General features: G+C 58.7%; 19 protein-coding genes. All 19 read right to left on the bottom strand.

What is annotated here, in order from left to right; translation table 11 throughout:
* Positions 1-7 precede the first annotated feature (7 nt).
* Entirely contained in the window at positions 8-1756 is a 1749-nt protein-coding gene (locus BDO18943_RS23080) for an ankyrin repeat domain-containing protein (RefSeq protein ID WP_175024176.1), read from the bottom strand.
* A 49-nt stretch (positions 1757-1805) separates the two neighbouring features.
* The gene (locus BDO18943_RS23075; protein WP_175024175.1) at positions 1806-2624 is read right to left on the bottom strand and encodes a KfrB domain-containing protein; all 819 of its coding nucleotides are present in this window, start codon (positions 2622-2624) and stop codon (positions 1806-1808) included.
* Positions 2625-2632: 8 nt separating this feature from the next.
* Positions 2633-3049 carry a hypothetical protein gene (locus BDO18943_RS23070; protein WP_175024174.1) on the bottom strand — a complete coding sequence of 139 codons (417 nt, stop codon included), beginning with the start codon at positions 3047-3049 and terminating at the stop codon, positions 2633-2635.
* Positions 3046-5151, bottom strand: a complete 2106-nt coding sequence (locus BDO18943_RS23065) for an LPD7 domain-containing protein (protein WP_175024173.1) — start codon at positions 5149-5151, stop codon at positions 3046-3048. The genes BDO18943_RS23070 and BDO18943_RS23065 overlap by 4 nt, the downstream gene beginning before the upstream one ends.
* A 162-nt stretch (positions 5152-5313) precedes the next feature.
* Positions 5314-5829 carry a KfrB domain-containing protein gene (locus BDO18943_RS23060; protein ID WP_175024172.1) on the bottom strand — a complete coding sequence of 172 codons (516 nt, stop codon included), beginning with the start codon at positions 5827-5829 and terminating at the stop codon, positions 5314-5316.
* 69 nt (positions 5830-5898) lie between these two features.
* Positions 5899-6195: a hypothetical protein gene (locus tag BDO18943_RS23055; protein WP_175024171.1), complete on the bottom strand. Its 297-nt coding sequence runs from the start codon at positions 6193-6195 to the stop codon at positions 5899-5901.
* 355 nt (positions 6196-6550) lie between these two features.
* Positions 6551-8083: a helicase HerA domain-containing protein gene (locus BDO18943_RS23050; protein ID WP_175024170.1), complete on the bottom strand. Its 1533-nt coding sequence runs from the start codon at positions 8081-8083 to the stop codon at positions 6551-6553.
* Positions 8084-8188: 105 nt separating this feature from the next.
* Positions 8189-9466, bottom strand: a complete 1278-nt coding sequence (locus BDO18943_RS23045; RefSeq protein ID WP_175024169.1) for a ParB/RepB/Spo0J family partition protein — start codon at positions 9464-9466, stop codon at positions 8189-8191.
* A gap of 55 nt (positions 9467-9521) precedes the next feature.
* On the bottom strand, positions 9522-10313 hold the full coding sequence (locus BDO18943_RS23040) for a ParA family protein (protein WP_175024168.1): 792 nt from the start codon (positions 10311-10313) through the stop codon (positions 9522-9524).
* Positions 10314-10475: 162 nt separating this feature from the next.
* Positions 10476-10937, bottom strand: a complete 462-nt coding sequence (locus BDO18943_RS23035; RefSeq protein WP_175024167.1) for a hypothetical protein — start codon at positions 10935-10937, stop codon at positions 10476-10478.
* Positions 10938-10999: 62 nt separating this feature from the next.
* Positions 11000-12481 carry a TrbI/VirB10 family protein gene (locus tag BDO18943_RS23030; RefSeq protein ID WP_175024166.1) on the bottom strand — a complete coding sequence of 494 codons (1482 nt, stop codon included), beginning with the start codon at positions 12479-12481 and terminating at the stop codon, positions 11000-11002.
* Positions 12481-13377, bottom strand: coding sequence for a TrbG/VirB9 family P-type conjugative transfer protein (locus BDO18943_RS23025; RefSeq protein WP_175024165.1), 897 nt, complete (start codon positions 13375-13377; stop codon positions 12481-12483). Before BDO18943_RS23025 ends, BDO18943_RS23030 begins: the two co-directional genes overlap by 1 nt.
* Positions 13378-13402: 25 nt before the next feature.
* Positions 13403-14125 carry a type IV secretion system protein gene (locus BDO18943_RS23020; RefSeq protein ID WP_175024164.1) on the bottom strand — a complete coding sequence of 241 codons (723 nt, stop codon included), beginning with the start codon at positions 14123-14125 and terminating at the stop codon, positions 13403-13405.
* An 83-nt stretch (positions 14126-14208) separates the two neighbouring features.
* A complete protein-coding gene (locus BDO18943_RS23015) occupies positions 14209-16065 on the bottom strand; it encodes a hypothetical protein (protein WP_175024163.1) in 1857 nt (618 codons plus the stop codon).
* Between the two features lie 14 nt (positions 16066-16079).
* The gene (locus BDO18943_RS23010; RefSeq protein ID WP_175024162.1) at positions 16080-16418 is read right to left on the bottom strand and encodes a hypothetical protein; all 339 of its coding nucleotides are present in this window, start codon (positions 16416-16418) and stop codon (positions 16080-16082) included.
* A 17-nt stretch (positions 16419-16435) separates the two neighbouring features.
* Positions 16436-17182 (bottom strand): conjugal transfer protein TrbJ, encoded by a 747-nt coding sequence (locus BDO18943_RS23005; RefSeq protein WP_175024161.1) that lies wholly within the window; start codon positions 17180-17182, stop codon positions 16436-16438.
* The gene (locus BDO18943_RS23000) at positions 17179-17544 is read right to left on the bottom strand and encodes a hypothetical protein (RefSeq protein ID WP_175024160.1); all 366 of its coding nucleotides are present in this window, start codon (positions 17542-17544) and stop codon (positions 17179-17181) included. Before BDO18943_RS23000 ends, BDO18943_RS23005 begins: the two co-directional genes overlap by 4 nt.
* Positions 17541-17705 carry a hypothetical protein gene (locus BDO18943_RS22995; protein ID WP_175024159.1) on the bottom strand — a complete coding sequence of 55 codons (165 nt, stop codon included), beginning with the start codon at positions 17703-17705 and terminating at the stop codon, positions 17541-17543. The genes BDO18943_RS23000 and BDO18943_RS22995 overlap by 4 nt, the downstream gene beginning before the upstream one ends.
* The gene (locus BDO18943_RS22990; RefSeq protein WP_175024158.1) at positions 17706-18305 is read right to left on the bottom strand and encodes a hypothetical protein; all 600 of its coding nucleotides are present in this window, start codon (positions 18303-18305) and stop codon (positions 17706-17708) included. It abuts the gene before it with no gap.
* Position 18306: the final 1 nt, after the last annotated feature.

Here is an 18306-nt window from a genome sequence, read left to right as displayed (position 1 = left end):
CGGCCTATCAGCGCCCCACGCCGCGCTGCTCAACAGCCAAGTCATGATTGCTGAGCACGCCTTTCCCCAGCTCGTATTTGATGGTGACGACTTGCCCGACATCCACGGGATCGCCGCTCAATACGCTTCGATCGTGCACTACGACATTGCGAGGATCCCGTCCGACCTTTTGCTCCAGGTGGTTGTCGCTCAGCGCAGTGATCTTGCCAATATGGGTTCCGCTGACCGCTAACGGGTGCAGCGTGCTGGCAAGAGGTGGCCCCTCGTTGGGCACCTCGCGTGCGTGGTTTGCTGCCGTCAGATGGCGAGGTGTGTCTGCAAAAGCCTTAGAGAAACCTCGTTCCACCGCCGTCTCAAGGCGATCCAGATCCTTGGCAGTCGGCTCGTAACCGATGACATCCAGTCCGGCCAGGCGAGCCGAGAACCAGGCATCCGCGCAGAACTTCTCGCTGCCGGTCACCTGGATTGCCTGCCACTTCTTGGCACCAGCAAGTTCACCAGCCGCGTGGAACGTATCGGTCTGCTTGTCCACAAACCGAATCTTGTCCCCTTCATCCACCAGCGCGATTTGCTCCTCGCCAAGGCGGCGGTATTGCCCTGCGCCATCGCGAACATACCGACCTTGTAGGAGGGTCTCGGGCCCGTCTTGCGTCCCATGACCAACCGACAAGCCACCATCGTGCTCGATGCGGGAAATGTACTCGTTCAGGTTGATGGCATCCTGGCTGACAGTGCGTGCGATCCCAATGATCGCATTCTCCGGCGGCGCAGCGATTTGCTCGTGCGCCAGACCATCCCGCTGCTGGCTGATCAGGAAGAACGCATGCACCGCACTCCGATCGCGCGATGCAAGTTGTTGGTCGGCAAGATACGACTCCAAATCGCCTTCATCACTGAAGCGAGTGACCGGAAGAGACATCGAACGGGGCACCACGGCGAATTGGGAGCCCTCCCCCAGCACATCCTTGCCATTCAGGTAAAGGAACTCGCCATGGTCCAAAGACAACTTGTCTCCCACCGTGTACTCGAAGCCGTTCAGTGCCTGCAGGAGTTCCTCCTCCGCTGCAGTTCCAAGCGCCAACCGGGCTAGCTTTGCAGGGCGCGCGGTTGCGCGCTGCTCCGTCGGCGGCACGGCCGACCGTACCGCTGCGCCTTGCTGGCGCAAGTCAACAGGCTTCAACTGCGGGGCCGCATCGTAGAAGGTCGGTGTCTTCCCGAATCGGTCCTCCGCCAGAAGATCTGCACCCGCCGCCAGTAGCTGTTTCGCAGCCACGCCGTTGCTGCGTGCGGCGTAGTGGAGCGCAGTCCTGCCAAAGCGGTCGACAGCATTGATGTCGGCACCCAGATCGATGAGCTTGGCCACCAACTTACCATCGTCTCGGTGTGCCGCCTTGATAAGCGCGGTGGCGCCCTGCACCAAGCCAAGAGAGCTGGAGTCCCGTTTGATGGGTGCATTGACATCTGCGCCGGCTCTCGCAAGTTGCTCGGCACATTCGGCGTTCGCCAACGCGATCAGCGGAATGTCGCCGAATGCGAATCCATTCACGTCGGCGCCGGCTTCAATCAACTCGGCCACAAATTCGGCGTCGTTTCGACGCACAGCATACGCAAGCGGCGACATGTTCGAGCGCGTCCAGTCGCGCACCGTCACCGAGATCTTCTGCGTCGACATGATCTCTTTGGCGGTTTTGAGATCATCCGCCGCGAGCGCGTCCATCAAGGCCACTTCACCGCTTTCATTCACATGGTTCGGCATTCTCTTTTCCCCGAAATTTTCGTTAGTGGAATCGCCAACGCGTGGTGGCTTAGCGCCCAACGCCGCGCTGTTCAACAGCCAGGTCTTGATTGCGTAGGCGGCCCTTGCCCATCTCATAGCTGATCGTGACTATGTGGCCGACGGAGACATCGTCTCCGTTCAATGCATGTCTGGCATGGACCATGACATCGTGTGGATTGCGTCCGACCTTCTGCGCCAGATAAGTGTCATTGAGTGCAGTGATCTTGCCGATAAAGGTTCCACTGATCGTCTGCTGTTCTGCGTGGGAGATCTCCCGCGCTAGGGCTGGAAACGCTTTCTCCAAGGCGCCGAGGTATGCTGGGTTCGCCTTGGAGTACATGCGCATGTCGGCGAGCCGGTAGTGCAGCTCAACGCCCGGCACGTCATTCAAGCTCGTCTGCTGGTCATGCAGCGCACGCGCATAATCGGCTACGTCGCTCAACGCTTGTTTCGAGGCCTCTTCAGGGGACCAGCTTTTGGCGCTCTCTTGGCGACTTGCGAGCATGGCATCATAAGCACGCGCCTTGCGCTCTTCTTTCGCTGCGACCAGGGCGTTGTTAGCTGCGTTGCGTTCTGCAACCCTTGCAACCATATCCGCGCCTCCGCGCTCGAACTCGGCCTTGTAGGCGGGGTTCTCCATGTTGCCGGCAATCGTGACGGCAGCAAATCGCGCAAGTTCTTTGTCCTGGATCTTGCCGAAGTCATCCACGTCCAGCTTCGCCCACTCACGGGCGGTCTTTTCATCCATCCCGTCAAAGGCAGCTTCCCAGCGCTCCTCGATGCGTCGTTCGGCTTCCATCTCGGCTTGATTGCCCGCCGGATCGGCGACACCTTCATTCTCGTTCATGATCCACCTCACACGTTGATCGACTTAGCTGACGCTTTGGCCAGCCTCTCAGGCGTGCGCACGGATACGCGAGCCACCTCGATGCGGGCTTTTTCCTCCACAAAGGCCACATGCGATTCGTCTAGACGCCCCGCCTTGGCTGCGGAATTGATGCCACCGAGGATCGCGTCATGCATCCCTCGTGCGGGCTCGCCGGCATCGACAAGCTTGCCCAACAGCCCGTCAATACGCTCGGAAAACTCCCCACCCTTCCATGCAGCCGTATCAGCCAGAATCCGCGCCTTGTTCGCTTCGAACCGCGCTTGGCGCTCGCGGTGGTATGCCTCCTCTCGTGCGCGTAGTTGCTCGCGCACTTGCTCCAGCTCTTCATCAAACAGCCCAAGCTGGGGGCGAGCTTGTTGGGCATAGAGGCCGCCGGTTGTCATCGGCCCAGCTCCTGGCCAAGCGCTTGCTCCTTGATCTTGCCAACACCGTGGGCGTAGTTGATCTCGGCAATTTCTCCGACTGCGGGCACCTTGCCCTGCAGCTTGGATACGTCATGCCAAATCAGCTTATTGGGATCACGGCCTGCTTTCTGGGCGATGCGGCCCTCTTCGACTCGAACAACAGGTCCGATGAACATGCCGCTGCTGGCAACTTCCGCCGCTGGCGCTACCTCGGCCGCCCGGGACAGCACTGCCGTAGTCCAATTGACACGGTGCGTCATCTTGAAGCTCTTGGAGCCGTCCGGCTCTTCGACCTCGACTTCCACGGGCTCGCGGCCACCTTCGACAAGCGAAATGGTGTCGCCTGGCTCTGCGCCGGCTGCGGAGAGGCTGCGCGGCAGATCCACGCCCCAGACCGTTCTTGACTGGCCGCTGTCGTTCTCGACGGTGACGAAGTAGCTCGCCTTGTTCTTCGGGTTATGGTCATAGGGAGCGGGACCATGGGCTACCAACTTGGCCCCCTTCTCCAGATCCACCAGCGCGGATTGCTCGCGCTTCACTTCGCCCAGCGCCGTGTTCACTTCGTGATCAACCACAGAAGCTACGGCCTCAGGCTGCAGTTGCCGCCCCTGCTCAGGGGCATGCGCCATAGCAACCCCAGCAACCACGTCGTCCCTGACAACGCCTTCGACACGCGTAACGGTGCGCGTGACAACCGGCTCTTCGAACGGTTCAGCCGCCAGCGCATTGCTAGGCGCTCCCTTCGACGAGGCAAGCTGCTCGGCGGGGGTGTCTGTGCGCTCCACCGTGTAAGTGACCGTGGCCATGACTTGCTTGCCGTTGGCGTCCACCACCGGACGCACCTCGACGTTCTCGGGCGCCAGCGCTTCGGCTCTGGCCGCAGCAGCCTCGCGCTTCCTGACTTCCTCGGCCATGCGCTGTGCGAGCTTCTCGCGGTCCTGCTCGGTCGGCGTGAAGTTCACAACCTCCAAGCCCATCATCTTGGCTTCCAGCCAAGCTTGCGCGAGCATCTTGGGCTTGCCCTTGAGTTCGATGGCCTTCCAGCCCTTGGCCAAGGCCAGCTCCATCGCACCGCGATAGGCCTCTTCGGACTTGTTCTTGAGCAAGAGCGATGAGCCCTTGTCCTGCAACACAGCCATCCCCCCAGCCTTTGGCCGGTAGGCGCCTTCCTTGTCCCGAATAAGCTCACCTCCGAGAAGGTGGGCCGGCTCGGCCAGGTTCGCCTTGCGATGCGGGTCGTTCAGGTACTTCGATTGCGGGACGATGTCCAATCCAAACCGGCGATTGTCCGGGTAGGAGTTGAGCAACGTGGCAATCGCCGCTTTGTTTCTGGCCAGCTTCTCGGCGGCGATCAGCCGATTTACCTGCTCGGCCATCTCGATGCCTTCATGGTTGTGCAAGCCATCGAGCCAGTACGGCGCCATTACCGCAAAGTCCGTCTCGACGGCAGGCTCTGCAGCCTGATCCAGATTTGGCTGGCCAGCCACAGCCGGCGTGCCCGATTCCTTCACTGAATTGTCCAGATCGGCCGCTGACTCACCCTGGGCGAGATCCTTCGCGTCTTGCGCCTGTGCATCGAGACTCGCAGCCACCTGCTGCTCATGCACGCGGGCGGGACCAATAACAATATCGTCCTCGACATCGCTCACCCCCGCGTCGGTAGATGGCACGTCTTGCGCGACACCAGCCGGCGTTCCGGCGGACGCAGCCACTTCCGCCTCTTCACCCCGCATCTTCAACATGGCCTCTTCTGACATGGCCAACATCGCTTCCAATGACGGTATGCCTCGCACGTTCGACGCGTTGTAGAGCACCTTCTCACTTATGGAGCCATTGCTGGCGTCGCGTTCCTGAATCCGAACGCTGCTCGCCTTGCCGGCGATGGTCCAGCCATTCGCACGGGCTTGGTCTGCAGTCACAAAGCGATAGTCCTTCCAGCCGAACGTCTCCATCCCAGCCTTCAGCCGGTCCACGTTCGCACCCGTGATGTCCTTGCTATCCAACGGGTTGAACGGGATTCGGGCCCGCGCTTGTTGCGCGAAGCGCTCCTTCAACTGCTCGAACTTGGACTTGCCAGCCATGACCACACCTCACTATTTAATGACTTTCGGCCTTGCTTTTGCCGCAAAAGATGCCGTACCGAAGATGAGAACGCGCAGTGCCTTATGGTTAGAAGACCCAAACGTCGCGTGGACGTATCCTACATCGTACGGGTCGCAATTAACACAAAATTAACACTTTCGTCAGCGCTCGGGCCCCTTGCCTCTCTCTTGCTCTGGAAGCAGCGCCCAGACCTTGGCCAAGCCACCGGCCTTGCCGTAAGCAATCCGCAAGTCTTCGTTGAGAGGGGGGAGTTTGCTGAAGCGCGCCAAGTCGTGGAGCACGCCAACACGGCCGACCTTTTGGACGAGGTAGCCTTTCGATTGGGCAATGACTTGCCCATCATATGTCTGTCCAGCCTCGGCGAGCACGCACTGAAAGTCTTTACCCTGCAGTGCCTTGGCTACTTCTGAGGCCACGTACTGCAGCATTTCATCCGACTCTTTGCTGACCGAACTGATCTCGATCACCTCGGCATGTTTCTCGCGCAGCGTGGTAAGCGCCCGCGATATTTGCGAGGGAAACATCTTATGTTTGTTGGCTGCGTCAACGCCAAGCATGCCCCCGACCAGCACGTCCCTGCATGCGTCAAGGGTCCGTTCGCTGATACGCGTATCCAGGGCAATGCGCCGGAATTCGTCTTCTGTCCAGCGTTCCATGATGTGAAGAGAGTGGGGTAACTCTCTATCTTACAAGAACGACCGCCTGCCTAGGAAGGCAGACAATCGTTACTCGGCGTTGACGACCGCAGCGACATAGCGACCGAGTGCCGGCACGCTCGCTTCACGCGGAACACTTCGCTTCTCCCAACCGAATGCATCACCGTACATACCGATGAAATCATCGCGCTGCTCTTCGATCACCTGAGCATAGGCCTGCATGCGTTCGCCTTCGGTCTGTGCGTCGTCCAATCCACGCACTTGGGGCAGTGCGCGCCGGGCTTCTGCCTCCAAGCGATCTGCTAACGGACCTTCCGGATAGTCGATGGAGGAAAGTGGAATTGGGCGAACAATGGTGACCGTCATATTGATTACCGCAAAGGTTACATTTGGTTACCAGTGACCCGCCTAGGGTGTGGTAGGGAATACATGCCGCAACGACAGATTAACACATAATTAACGGTTGGATACCCCCTAGTGGGAGGTATCTAGCACTTCCTGTTGTCAGCGCGCGACCTCGGTCGAAGCCGATCCGTGACCACAATAGTTGGCAACATAGGCGCAATCTGGATGTCATCGTCCGAATGACCGCGAACTTAACCCCACATGAGAGGGGTTATCGCCTAAATATCGCGAATTAAGCGACGTTTATATCTGACATAAAATGTGTAACACTCTCTAACGGAAATTATTACCTGCCGGCCGTTTCGCGGCGCCCAATTCAAACGAGGCTTACTATCTGGAAGCCAGCCGACAACGTCCCCTTGCTCTTCATCTGCACCAGCGCTGATTGCTGCGGCACTACTGAAGACAGCAGACTCTCATCGACTCCGAGTTTCCGGGCCGCGAGGTTCGTGTCGGCCTCGGCCAGCCCCAACACCAGGATCGTGCCCGTGGCCTTGATAAAGTCGTCGGGGAAGTGATCGGGAGTTTGGGACATGATCCACAGACCGAGGCCGAACTTGCGGGCTTCGTTGCTGATGGTGCTCAGAATGTCCCCCTCCGACTCTCCCACAAAGCGTTTGCCTTCATCGAGCACCAGCAACTCGACAACATCGTTTTGCACACCGCGTTGCATGGCGCGCTCGAAGATCCTTGCGCAGACCAGGTCGACGAACATGCGCTGCACCGGGATCTCCAACGGCTTGATCTGGTAGTGCCAGATGGGCTTGTGCGGATCAAATGGCGGTGGCACCGGATTGTAGATGCCGATTGCCCGCACATTCTGGAAGCGCTCGTAGACACTTGTGAGCACGTCTGGGGAGCTGTTATAGCGGATCATGTCGTCCAGCTCGCGCCCTGTCACGATGGCGTCGAGGTAGCTCTTGTATGCGTCTTCCGCCTTATCCTTGGCCTTGTTCAGCGCCTTGGTCAGCTCAGCTTTCTCCGCTTCGTCCAGCGCCGCGTTGCGCTTGGACATTTCTGCGACCTTGCGGTGATACGCCCTGGCCACCCGGTTCACGTCCTTGAGCAGCGCCATTGCGGCGCTGTTGGACCCGCAGAACTGGGCCTTGAGCTTTCGCTCAGTGAAACGCACCAGGTCATCCAATGTCGGTGCGGTCTTAAACAGATTGCGCGGCTCCCACATGAGGAAGTCGCCTTCATAGTAGTCACGCTCGACCCACCAGCACTTCTTCGTGCGCATCGCTGGGTCGTTGGTGAAATCGTCGAATCCCCCCCGATACCGGCCAGACGTGGGATCTTTCAGGAGCTTCTTGAACCGTTCCTGGTGCTCATATGCCACGTCCAGGTACACACGATTCTCCCGCCCTTTCATCACCTCCCGGATCATCCGAGGATCATCAGGCCACCAGGTCTGCTGATCGTCCGCCTTGAAGCCGTGTGCCGCGTACAAGTCCTCCAGCAGGTAGCGCATCACCGCTTCCTGCTTCGTGCCCAACGCCTTGTGCTTCTTGATCGCCGCGATGAATTTCTGAATAGCCCGACGGACGCCGCCGTAGTCAGGATCTGGGTTCACTTCCAGCGGGTTATAGCCGTAGTTTGTCGCCTCCGAGAACTTCACCACCGAGGCGTAGGGCAGTTGGATGTCTCCGTGCGGATCGAAGACGTGGACGCGAACAGGTCGCCTGAGGTCGGCCGCGCTCTCCACAAAGTTTGTCACCAGCTCTTGCAGCGCATAGGTCTTCCCAATGCCGGTAATACCCGACACCTGGAGGTGCGGGTTGATCACTTTTGTGGTGTCCAAAACGACAGGCTCTCCCGTCTTCGCGTTTCGGCCAATCCTAATTTGCATTTTTTAATATCCCGTTCGCACCTGGCCGCAATTCGTCCGACGGCATCGAGCTACGCGCGACGCAAAATGACCGCACCCCCAACGAGATGCGGTCACCCAAACAGATTACTGCAACTTCACGAGTTCGTTTTGCACCACGGCAGGCACCTCGCTCGGGTCCACCACTACGCCGGTCAGCGCATTGGCGATCCGCTCAGCCAGCGGCCCCGGCAAATTGAGGCTCAGTTGCATGCCCGCCAAGGCCTCTTGGTCAGCCGGCTCAAGCTTCAGCAACAACGCTTGCAAGCTGGCCATCGGCACCCGAATACTCACCGGAGGTTGCGCAGCCGCCTTCTCCGAATTGCTCAACGTGACACTGGCCGTGCTCAGAATCTTGGCGCGGTCGCCTTCCGACAGTTTGTATCCCGACCCGCTGGTCGCCGCGCTCGACGACGTTTGTTGCGCGCCCGCCTGAGCCTGCTGTGCCGGCTCGCGCCCATGCTCGGCCATCTCTGCAAAAGCGCGCGACACCGGGTCATTGGGAATTCCGTCGCCAGGGAAGGCGGAAGGAGCGGCGGATCGCACCTCACTCGGCTGCGCAGCAGCGCTCGATGCCCCGGAGGGTGTCGCCGAAACCGGAGGCGTTTGCACGCCCTTTTTGGCCATCTTCGCCTGCCGCGAGAAGTCGTCAATGACCGCACGACTCAGCGGCTTCGCCAAGTGCTCAGGATCGTCTTCAGGCAGTTGTACCCGGCGCTGGATCTCAGCATGCATGGGCATCGGCAGGATCGAAAGCCGGTAGAGATTTTCCACCGTGTCGGCGATCCCCGTTTGAACCCACAGGCGTTGCTGCTCGTCATCCCCGAATCGAACATACCGACTCACCCAGCCCTCACTCTTGCCAAGTGCCTTGGCGATCTGTGTCTGCGTCATCGGCTCAACCGCATCCGTCCCCTCCATGAGGCTGCGGATGGACTTCGCCATGTCCGCATCCGTCAGGTCCTTGCGGTTGACGTTCTCCGCAACCTGATAGATCAGGCGCTTTTTCGGATTGGTCAGGTCATCGCGAATCTTGGCTTCGATGGTCGTGCGGCCGAGCTTGAGGTAGGCACGCGTGCGCCGTTCACCCACCACCACTCGGTACGTGCCATCGCCAATTGGCTCGACCGTGATCGGATGAATCAACCCTTGCGATTCGATCGACTGCGCCAGCTCATCCAGACTTGCCTCGTCATCCTCCGCAATGCGGCCATCGGGATGATGGAATGCCTGGCGCGGCTGTGTCGGGTCGAAACGGATCTTGTCCAGCGGGATAGCGACTGCCTTTCCTTCATCAACCGCCACAGGCTTGGCGCGAGCGCTCAGCTTTTCAAGCGCCGACAATTTCTTCGTGGTGCTGCTCATTCGTTTCTCCAAATACTCTCGACGCAGAACGTGCAATACACGCCCCGAAGATTCACTACCCGACGATTTTCGTGCACACGTCGCGCCATTGCGCACGCAGCTCACGGGGCGCGCCACGGTGCGCCCACACGGGCTTGGCCGGGCTGTCTTCAATGGCCTCGGCCACGGCGCCGCGCGATGACAGGGTGGGCATGATCTTCGAGCCGTAGTTATCCCGCAACCAAGCATCCTTTTGCCGCTGCGCCTTCAATCGCAAATTCGCGCGGTTGACCAACCCGACCCATTGAAGATTCGGGTTGAGGCTCAGGATGGACTCATCAATGTTTTTCACGACTTCCTGGAAGCCAGCGATGTGGGTCATCGAGGGCTCCATGGGGATCACCGCCAGGTCGGCCCAGAACAGCGAAGCCAAGTGCCGCAGACCGACTGCAGGAGGTGTGTCAATGATGATCACGTCGTAGTCAAGGCTGCGAAGCTGAACACGCATTTCCTCGGAATATGCGCGCTCTTCTGCAGCCTCATCGTGATCCACCCGATCCAGATCCGAATGCCCATGGAGCAGATCGATCTGAGGGTGATTGGTCTTGCGGGGAGCCAGCGGCACGCCGTCAAACAGATCGCTAACGCCACTGCTTGTCTCACGCACGATCTCCAGATCGTCGGTGAGATACTGGCTCAGGTTCCCTTGGGAATCCAAATCCAGGCACAAGACGCGCGCATGCTCGTCCTTCAGCAGCGCGGCGTGCGCCAGATTGAACGATACGGTCGTCTTGCCTGGCCCGCCCTTCCGATTGATGACCACAATGACCTTGGTCTTGCGGTTTGTTCGCGTCTTCTTCGTTTGCATCGGTTTTTGCCCTCGCTTTCACCTGTAGCAATGCGCGCGCATCAGCGCATACAATAATGCGCATTCTATGCCCCCACCGGGGGTCTCGCAAGGGGACGGGACAAAAACTTTTGCTGCAAAAGACGAACTCATCGACCGTGGACCGCAATCAACTGCGCCCAGTCAACTGTTGATGAGTCCTGGCCCTTCGTACGGATACACAGCAATGCACCACCAGCAGACCGCCGTGTAAAGGAACGTCCGCAAGGAAAGCGACCTCGGCAGTGCCGAAGCATAGTTCGCATTGATTAAATCGATGGCAAGCTTAGACCGATCCACGAGTGCGGTCGGCAACACCATGTTCATCGGCACCCACCCTGCGTCGGTGTCTCGCCGCACGGCCGCACCCCCTGTCGTCCGATGAATACGCGCCACACGCCATTCGAATGGCGGATTCGCTTTCCACGGTTCATACGCCAGGAAACTCTCAAGCATATGAACGTACATCTTGTTCAGCTTGCGTTGATAGTGAACGTCGGCTAGCTGACGACAGTACGTCATCAGCCAGTTCGGGACTGAAGTCTGGGCGGGAGCGAACTCCGTGTTCATAATGCCTAGGTTAATATTTTCTGAATCCAGAAGCATACACTGTTCGCCAGTTGCAGGATATTTTCCCAGTGGGGGGTGCACTAAGCACTTCCGTCCCTTCAAGTCCCTCCTACGCAGCGGTTTCGCCACACTTTCTTGAAGACAATGGTCAGCGGAAGCATGACCATGAAGCGCTCGCCTGCATAGTTGCGCAGCGTAGGCTGGACCTGCAGATACTTCCCAATGAGCTGGGCTCCGAGCTGACCGTACTGTTGAGTCAACGCATTCGCGATGCTCTGCTGCGGCGTCTGTGCTGTCGTGCCAGATGGCGTCGGCGGTACCGACATTTGAACCCCAGCGGTGATCAGCGACATGCCGAACGTCGCGCCGAACAATCGCAGGTAATGGTTGTCCACATCCGCCTCGATGCCAGCCGCGCCTGTGCTGTCATAGCCTTGCATTCCACCCAGCGTCAAATCGGAGCCGTCCTCAAAGCGCATGTAGTTCCACACCACCAAGTTGCGCGTCTGACCAATGGCCACCTTCGAGTCGTACGCTCCCTGCAATACCGACATGGCCGGGACAAGCAAGCGGCAGCCTGTGACTGTGTCATAAACGTCCTCGGTCACCCGCGCCAACACCATGCCAGGTTGCCCGGAGTTGACGCTACCCTCAAGGCGCAGTGGTAAGTACGACCCGCGTTTCAATTCGTTCTTCGAGACAGCGGGCTGCGGCGAATAGGGCAAGTAGTTACGGTCATCCTTGCCCGAGTTCTTGATGAAGCTCATCTTCTCGTCTTGCTCGGAGTCGACCTTCTGCCCGTTCTGTCCTTCAAGGGACGCGGGCACCATTCCACCGCCCTGTTGCGGCAAACTACCCAGCAAGCCCGCTGGCAGCGCGCCGGCTCCGCTCTTCTTGTCGTCGCCCGCGTAGTTCTTCGCGCTCAAGCCATTGGCTCGTGCCTGCGAGAGCCGCTTCTGCCTGTCCTGTTTCGCCAGTCGTTCTGCCTGCTCCTCCGGCGTCAAGGGGGCGGGCCCGACCGGTGCATTGTTGGCCGCTGGAGAACCAGAGCCCAAGCCATCGTCCCCTGTACCCCCAGGCAAAGCGCCTGCGCCCGCTTGCACGCGACCCCGTGCTGTCCCCACAGAGGGAACGGAGGCAGGTAGACCCGCTGGAGCGGAGGCCGGGTTGAGCACTGCTCCACCCGACAAGGACGGCGCGCCTGTCCCACCACCCAAGAGATCGTCTTGCGCTTTAGGGAGCGAGCCAACCAAACTTGCAGGCGCAGCATGCCCCTTTGAGCCATCACTGTCTGGAGCGTCGGTCAGTTCCTTTGGGACCACGGCGTCAGCGACCTTTGCAGGCTGCGACTTCTTCTTCTCGGTCTCGACCGCTTCCTGGCGCCCTTTCTTCTTGTGATCCATCGCTTCGAGAGATGCGAAGAAGATGCCCACCATCAGAACGGCGACCGCAAGCGCGACCGCGATAATCCGCTTGGAAATTCGATCTGCGTATTTCGGCTTCGGCTGGATCTCGCCCTCGATCTTTGGTACGCCAGCTTCCAGTGAAAACGCATCGACCTTCTTGCCGTCCTGGGACATTAGCCACGCCCCCAGAACGCGAACCGCGACTTCTCCTTGCGCTTCCAAATGATCTGGACCTTTTCGGAATCCCTGATCAACTGAGCCTTCGTGAAGAGCTTGTCCACCACGAAGTAAATCGTGCCGGCCTTGTCGTCGACGGTGCGTCGATAGTTGACGACCATCCCATCACCCTTCTCGTCAATGAGCTGAAGAGTCGGATACTCACCGTGGCGAATGTCATCCGGCATGGCGATGTACACGCGCTCACCATCGTTGAACACGCGGATGGGACGGAAGTCAGCGTCGCCATCGATCCGATAGTCGAACGCCATCTTGTCCGGAGCAACCGGCGCCGGCATCACGTTTGACTCCTCGTCCTTGGCCTTCGCTGCGGCCGCGCTACCCATCTTGGCTTCCCACGAAGAAACCAGTTGCTCGGGGTAATAGAAGGCGATTCGGTTCAGGTACACGCCCTCGGTCTTGGGCGCATACAGTTTGATATGGTAGGTGCGTCGGTCTGTCGTGATGATGGCGTTCGATTCGAGGTCATTGTCCTTCGGCTGAAACACAACGTGGTTGACCGTCTTCCCTTTTTCGATCGAGTCAGCGCCCTCCCACGTCCAGTTCGCTTGATCGCCCAGGATGACTTTTCGTGGCGTCTCACCCGGTTCCATCTCGACGTCACAAGCGCGACTCGGCGAACACGTGAGCTTCGGCATCGCCTGGCCAAACGGGAAGACGACCTTTCCATCGGAGGACATCAGCGGCTTCGCCTTTTCACCCGACTGCCATCGCTTAGCCTGCGCCATGACTGCATCGTCCAATTCGTTGTACCGCTGACCCGCATAGGAGACAGACATCGCGCCCAACGCATAGACCGCTACACTCGCAGCGAGAATCCATTTTTTGCTCATTTCGGCTTCCTCTCTCCCACACGCATTACTGCACAATTCGCTGCCAGCTCAATTCCGGAACAGTGAAACCAATTGGATTTCTCCGAATTGCCTTTTCATCGCCAGCCGGATTGAGTTCGTATTGCACGGTGGCTCTCCAGCGTTCCACCCCCATCTCTTCGCCGGCCAGGCTGAACGAATGCTCTTCCCAGTCAACTTGCCAGCTCTTACCTGTCAGCTTCAGTGCCGATCGCACGATGACCTGAACCGTCTTCGTGGCACCAACCTCATTCGGAGGCGCCTTGCGCAGTTCCGTTCGCACATACCGCTCGGCCGCTCCGCTCAAGCGCGAGAAACCCTTGGTGAGCCGATCATTGTTGGCTTGGCGATCCGTTGTCACAGTGCGCAAGTTCTCGATCAAATCGAACATCTCGCGGTACACCAGACGCTGCGTATCAGATACCGCTTCGTCGCCATAAAGCGCTTTGACCGCCACCGTCTGCCCCAGCTTGTCCACCTCAAAAACCATGGGGATGAACTTGGATTTCAACGCGACCCAAATCAGTCCGGCGACCGCGGCTGCAGCGATGGCAAGGCAAAAGAACGCGAACATGCGCCAGTTGGCTACCTGAGCTTGAACCCGAAGAATCCGGTCCTCATGAGCAGCCGCAGCCTTCGCCCAGGGCGTATCGTCGTCTGCCGTTACTTCGTCAACCTGGTCAGGTTGCGTCAGCTCAATATCGCTCGTCTTTTTCCTGAATTTGAACATTCTTTGATGTAGTCAGTACGTGAGAAACGCGCCCAGCGGGGACAAGGGACGCTTTTGCTGCAAAAGTCCCCCGCCCGCGAAGATCAATCCGCGTGATGAGCGTTGATGGAAACGTGCGTAGCTGCCTGTTCTTGCGCGAGGTGCTTGTTGGCTTCGCCTAGGCGCTCGCCCAGGGTCGGCTTCCTCGGTCCTTGCTGCGTGAGGTGGTCTACCAGGCGAGTCAGATCCTGCTCCAAGCCTGGCTTGCCGCCGATGCCTGCGGTACGTGCCGAGCCAGGATCAGCGGTTTGCTGCCCGGGCTCAGGGGCTGCCTTCGTCGCTTCGGCCCCTTTGCCCTTTGTGCCGGCCGACATACGGGCTCCAGACACGTCCGGCGTGGCAGCTACGCCATCACCCTTCGAGTTGGCTGACCTGCTTGCACCAGGCGCAGCACTCGTTGCAGCCGCCGCTTTACCCTGCGAGCCAGCCGGCGTGACCGTGACACCTTGAGATGCTGCCGCGTCCACACCGGCCGCACCTCCGATTGCAGCCGGTTTTCCGGCGCCCGGCTGGTTCGTCGTATCGGCCACCGCATCACCCATGGCGCTGGCTGGCGTGACGGTAACAGGATCGCTTACTGCCTCGTCCGCACTGGCCCCTTCACCGGTTCCGTCACTTTGCTCTGCACCCGGCTCATTCTGCACAGCATCCTGCATTTTCTCTTCGTTCGCCAAATCAGCCCCGTAGCGCCCGGACGCAACGCTGGGCTTGGCAGGCCCCGCCACCGGGCCCGATTGTGCTCCTCTTGGCGACGACGAAACCGGTGCGCCATCTGCGACCGGCCCACCGACAGACAAAGCCGGGCTAGCCGTAGGCGGTGCAACCGGAGGCGTGAACGACGGCGCCTCGCCACCACTCCCCATGGAGGAGGCGTTCGAGACCGAGCCACGCCCCATGAGCTTGTCCATGAAGGACGACATCGCAGTAGGCGCTTTCCCAGCGGAGCCGGCCAAAGCAGCGCCGCCCGTGGCAACGGCTGCGCCCACTGCGGCACCGGCCGCCGCCGCTTGCGCCACGTCGCCCGCACCCATTGACGTCGAACCGTTCGCCAAAGTGGCTGCAATCGCGTCGGACTTAAACGTGAGGTAAGCAAGCAGCATGTATGAAGCCAGGGCAGACAACATTATGTCCGCCACCTCCCCAATGCCGCTGCTCTTGAACGTATCCACGGTAATTTCAGATAGCTTTCCCGAAACAATATCGCTTACCTGGTTAAACGCAGCAAGAATTACAGTCAACAGAATCACTCTATAAGCCAGCGAAAGCAGGCCTTTAAACGGAGCAATACCTTGATCTTTTAGTGTATTGAGGCCCAGGAAAGAGAAGCTCAACGGCGATAGCATTGCGATTAATCCAAGCTCCAGTTGGAGCATGAAAATTTTAAACGCAAAGTACATTCCAACCGCCAACACCGCGAGTGCAACATAAAGGAGCAACTGACCAGCAGTGTTACCAACGAACGGAATAGAGCCGACAGCAAGAGCAAGCACGGACACTGTCGCGGATACGCCGATGGTCTTTCCGATGATGCTTCCTGGGCTTGGCAAATCCAAACCGACTACACCAAACATCTGGTCGCCAACTGCCTGAATAAACTGCGGTCCGTGATTGATGATGTAGAGGACAACGCCGACCCACCCTACAGCAGCAAACATCTTGGCGACCACGGACTGAATATCGCCGTCCGTTTTGAGGAGATTGTAGTTGGTGATAAAGAATTGGAGTGTTGCGAACACTCCAAGCCAAGAAATTGCCTGAGACGTCAGCTTGTTGATGGCCGGCGCCATCGCCTGTTTGATGATGCCCAAGACGTCATTGGCACCGAGCGCCTGAGCTTGTGCCAGTGCCACCTGAGCCGCAACAAGCAGCAGAACTGCAATCAACAGTTGACGTCGTTTCATGAACAGCCTCAGGCTTAATCGGTTTTCTTATAGTTGATGTTCGAATCCGAGGTAAGGGAACCATCGGAATTCAAAGACATGGAGATCGGATACCCCTGCGGGAACTTGAAAGTCACCTTCCCGCCTTCGATGGAATACGTCGTCACCTTGTCGGCAAAATTGGGGTTCTTTGCCGTCACCTTGCCGTCAGCCGAAAAAACAAAGGTATCTTTCCCGGAAGTGAACGTCCCTGCCAAACTGGACGGTGTGACCACGCTCCCTTCCTTTTTGCCTTCGCCCTGGCTTTTGTCCTGACTCTGGTTGCAGGCGGCCAAAGCCAGCGACAGCAATACGAGCACGATGCACTTTTTCATTTCAATCTCTCCTTGGTTCACTGATAGCCAAAGCCCTTCCACTTCGGCGCCGGAGCAGATTGTGCCGCAGGTATTGCCTTTTGGTAGGGCTGCGACAGCGCGCCGGCATCATCCAGGCCTTTCTGATCCTTGGCATTCTGGGTGGCCATGTACGTAGTCGCAGCTTGCGACTGCGTCGCCATCAGCTCCTGCAGAGACTGCAACTCCTGGATCTGGCGAATGTTGATTTGGGAAAGCGTCTGCAGGGAGTCGAGATTGCCGTTGGTGGCTTGACTGCGGTTGTACAGATCGGTCAGGGCCGCCTGGCTTGACGCATAGTTGTCGCGCTGCGTTCCAATGGCGCGGAGCGCGGACTGCAGAGTGTCCGTATTGGTCTGGTGCCAGGAGGTGAACATCTTGGCGAGATTGCCGGCAGTGGGACTCTTGAACGTCCGCGCAAAGTTCTGGTCGATCTGCGCGAGGTTGTAGCCAATGGACTGCCCGCCATTCCAGATCGACCCAATGGTGTTGATCATTTTGCCGACGTCGTCACCCAGTATCGATGTCGGGTTGGACATCAAGTTCCGCAACTCGTTTTGGACCTGAACGCCTTGGCGCACATAAGCCTGCACCTGCTGTTCGTAGCTTTGGATGAGTTGCAGATTGTTCAGAATCTGCGTGACTTCGGTCGATCCGCCAGTCCCGGCGATCGTGCCCGCGTTCGCCCCGCTTTGCCCGCAAAGCAGCAACACACAAACGATCAACTCTCGCGTCAGCAGCTTCATGTTCCCTCCAAAGTCTTTTGCGGCAAAACTCCGCACGAATTAATGCACATTGTACAGACACCAAGGTCCGAGTCAAGGCGGTGAGACGAGGCAGCGTGCTCCAGGATTTCCGCGATGAATTTCCAGGCCATCGACGGCATGTTTCTGAAATCAGAAGTACCGTGGCGGGCCATCCACTTCTCCAATCCGGTCGTCGACACCCCGATTCGTCGAGCGAACTCCTCCTTGGTCATTTTCAACCGCCGCATGGCGTCCTTCACGAACAGCCCCTGCGCCAAGGGAGCGAGTTCCTCGAAGTCAGCCCTTGCGACGAATTGTGGCCAATCTCGCTCTGCCGACACCTTGCCTGCCTCTAAACTCATGACGCCTGATTCTTCTTGAGTTGCTGGGTCGGCTGCTGCACCCCGTCGAGAAAGGCGCAGGCCTGGCCTTCTTGGGGATCTTTTGTCGATTCGACGTTCCCCACCTCTTCGGCCGTGAACGCCGTCTCCACAAATTCGCTGTTGCTTGGCGAGTTGATCATTCAACCTCCCCCACCTGTCTCGGCCGGCGTGCAATCCACGAAGGGGATGGTCAAGATCGGCCCATACTTGTTGTTGTCCTTCATGTCTTTCTGAATCAAGGACCAGATGTAGGTGTCATCCGAGTCGAACTCGGGCCGCCAGCGCCCCTTCGCAACCATATCCGGCTTCACGTTGTTCAACGCTGTGCGACGATCGGCCACCTTTTGACGCATGGCAGATGAATAGACACCTTGTCCGGCGTAGACGCTGTAGCCAACATATGCACCCGTGGTTTGATTCCCATCGGGAAATGGAAGCGTCAGCGTGATGGTCGGCGGCAGACCATTGTCGTAGCGCGCCTGAAACGGGTAGAGCCCCCCCGTGTAGGTCTGCCAGCCTTTTGGCGTCAACACCGAGCCCAGCGTCATGTCCTGGGAAATCACACCGAACCAGAAGAGCCCCGGCGTTCCCGCGTCCGGCCCCGTGCTGTAGGCAACCTGCAAGAGCGGAACCGGGTTCGCAGTCTTACTGCATACGACAGTGGCCGTGCCTGCAGCATGGGCCGATACCACTGACCCCAGCAGACACAGCGTCAGCGCTAATTGCTTCTTTCCAATCACG

It is taken from the genome of Burkholderia aenigmatica, from assembly GCF_902499175.1.
GTDB lineage: Bacteria > Pseudomonadota > Gammaproteobacteria > Burkholderiales > Burkholderiaceae > Burkholderia > Burkholderia aenigmatica.
This window is presented reverse-complemented; position numbering and strand designations above follow the sequence as displayed.

Coding starts and splice junctions, on each gene's coding strand:
- BDO18943_RS23035 (WP_175024167.1), bottom strand. CDS start 10,937: ATGCTTCTGGATTCAGAAAATATTAACCTAGGCATTATGAACACGGAG.
- BDO18943_RS23055 (WP_175024171.1), bottom strand. CDS start 6,195: ATGACGGTCACCATTGTTCGCCCAATTCCACTTTCCTCCATCGACTAT.
- BDO18943_RS23030 (WP_175024166.1), bottom strand. CDS start 12,481: ATGTCCCAGGACGGCAAGAAGGTCGATGCGTTTTCACTGGAAGCTGGC.
- BDO18943_RS23010 (WP_175024162.1), bottom strand. CDS start 16,418: ATGAAAAAGTGCATCGTGCTCGTATTGCTGTCGCTGGCTTTGGCCGCC.
- BDO18943_RS23005 (WP_175024161.1), bottom strand. CDS start 17,182: ATGAAGCTGCTGACGCGAGAGTTGATCGTTTGTGTGTTGCTGCTTTGC.
- BDO18943_RS23025 (WP_175024165.1), bottom strand. CDS start 13,377: ATGAGCAAAAAATGGATTCTCGCTGCGAGTGTAGCGGTCTATGCGTTG.
- BDO18943_RS23070 (WP_175024174.1), bottom strand. CDS start 3,049: ATGACAACCGGCGGCCTCTATGCCCAACAAGCTCGCCCCCAGCTTGGG.
- BDO18943_RS23075 (WP_175024175.1), bottom strand. CDS start 2,624: ATGAACGAGAATGAAGGTGTCGCCGATCCGGCGGGCAATCAAGCCGAG.
- BDO18943_RS22995 (WP_175024159.1), bottom strand. CDS start 17,705: ATGATCAACTCGCCAAGCAACAGCGAATTTGTGGAGACGGCGTTCACG.
- BDO18943_RS23080 (WP_175024176.1), bottom strand. CDS start 1,756: ATGCCGAACCATGTGAATGAAAGCGGTGAAGTGGCCTTGATGGACGCG.
- BDO18943_RS23045 (WP_175024169.1), bottom strand. CDS start 9,466: ATGAGCAGCACCACGAAGAAATTGTCGGCGCTTGAAAAGCTGAGCGCT.
- BDO18943_RS23065 (WP_175024173.1), bottom strand. CDS start 5,151: ATGGCTGGCAAGTCCAAGTTCGAGCAGTTGAAGGAGCGCTTCGCGCAA.
- BDO18943_RS23020 (WP_175024164.1), bottom strand. CDS start 14,125: ATGTTCAAATTCAGGAAAAAGACGAGCGATATTGAGCTGACGCAACCT.
- BDO18943_RS23060 (WP_175024172.1), bottom strand. CDS start 5,829: ATGGAACGCTGGACAGAAGACGAATTCCGGCGCATTGCCCTGGATACG.
- BDO18943_RS23040 (WP_175024168.1), bottom strand. CDS start 10,313: ATGCAAACGAAGAAGACGCGAACAAACCGCAAGACCAAGGTCATTGTG.
- BDO18943_RS23050 (WP_175024170.1), bottom strand. CDS start 8,083: ATGCAAATTAGGATTGGCCGAAACGCGAAGACGGGAGAGCCTGTCGTT.
- BDO18943_RS23000 (WP_175024160.1), bottom strand. CDS start 17,544: ATGAGTTTAGAGGCAGGCAAGGTGTCGGCAGAGCGAGATTGGCCACAA.
- BDO18943_RS23015 (WP_175024163.1), bottom strand. CDS start 16,065: ATGAAACGACGTCAACTGTTGATTGCAGTTCTGCTGCTTGTTGCGGCT.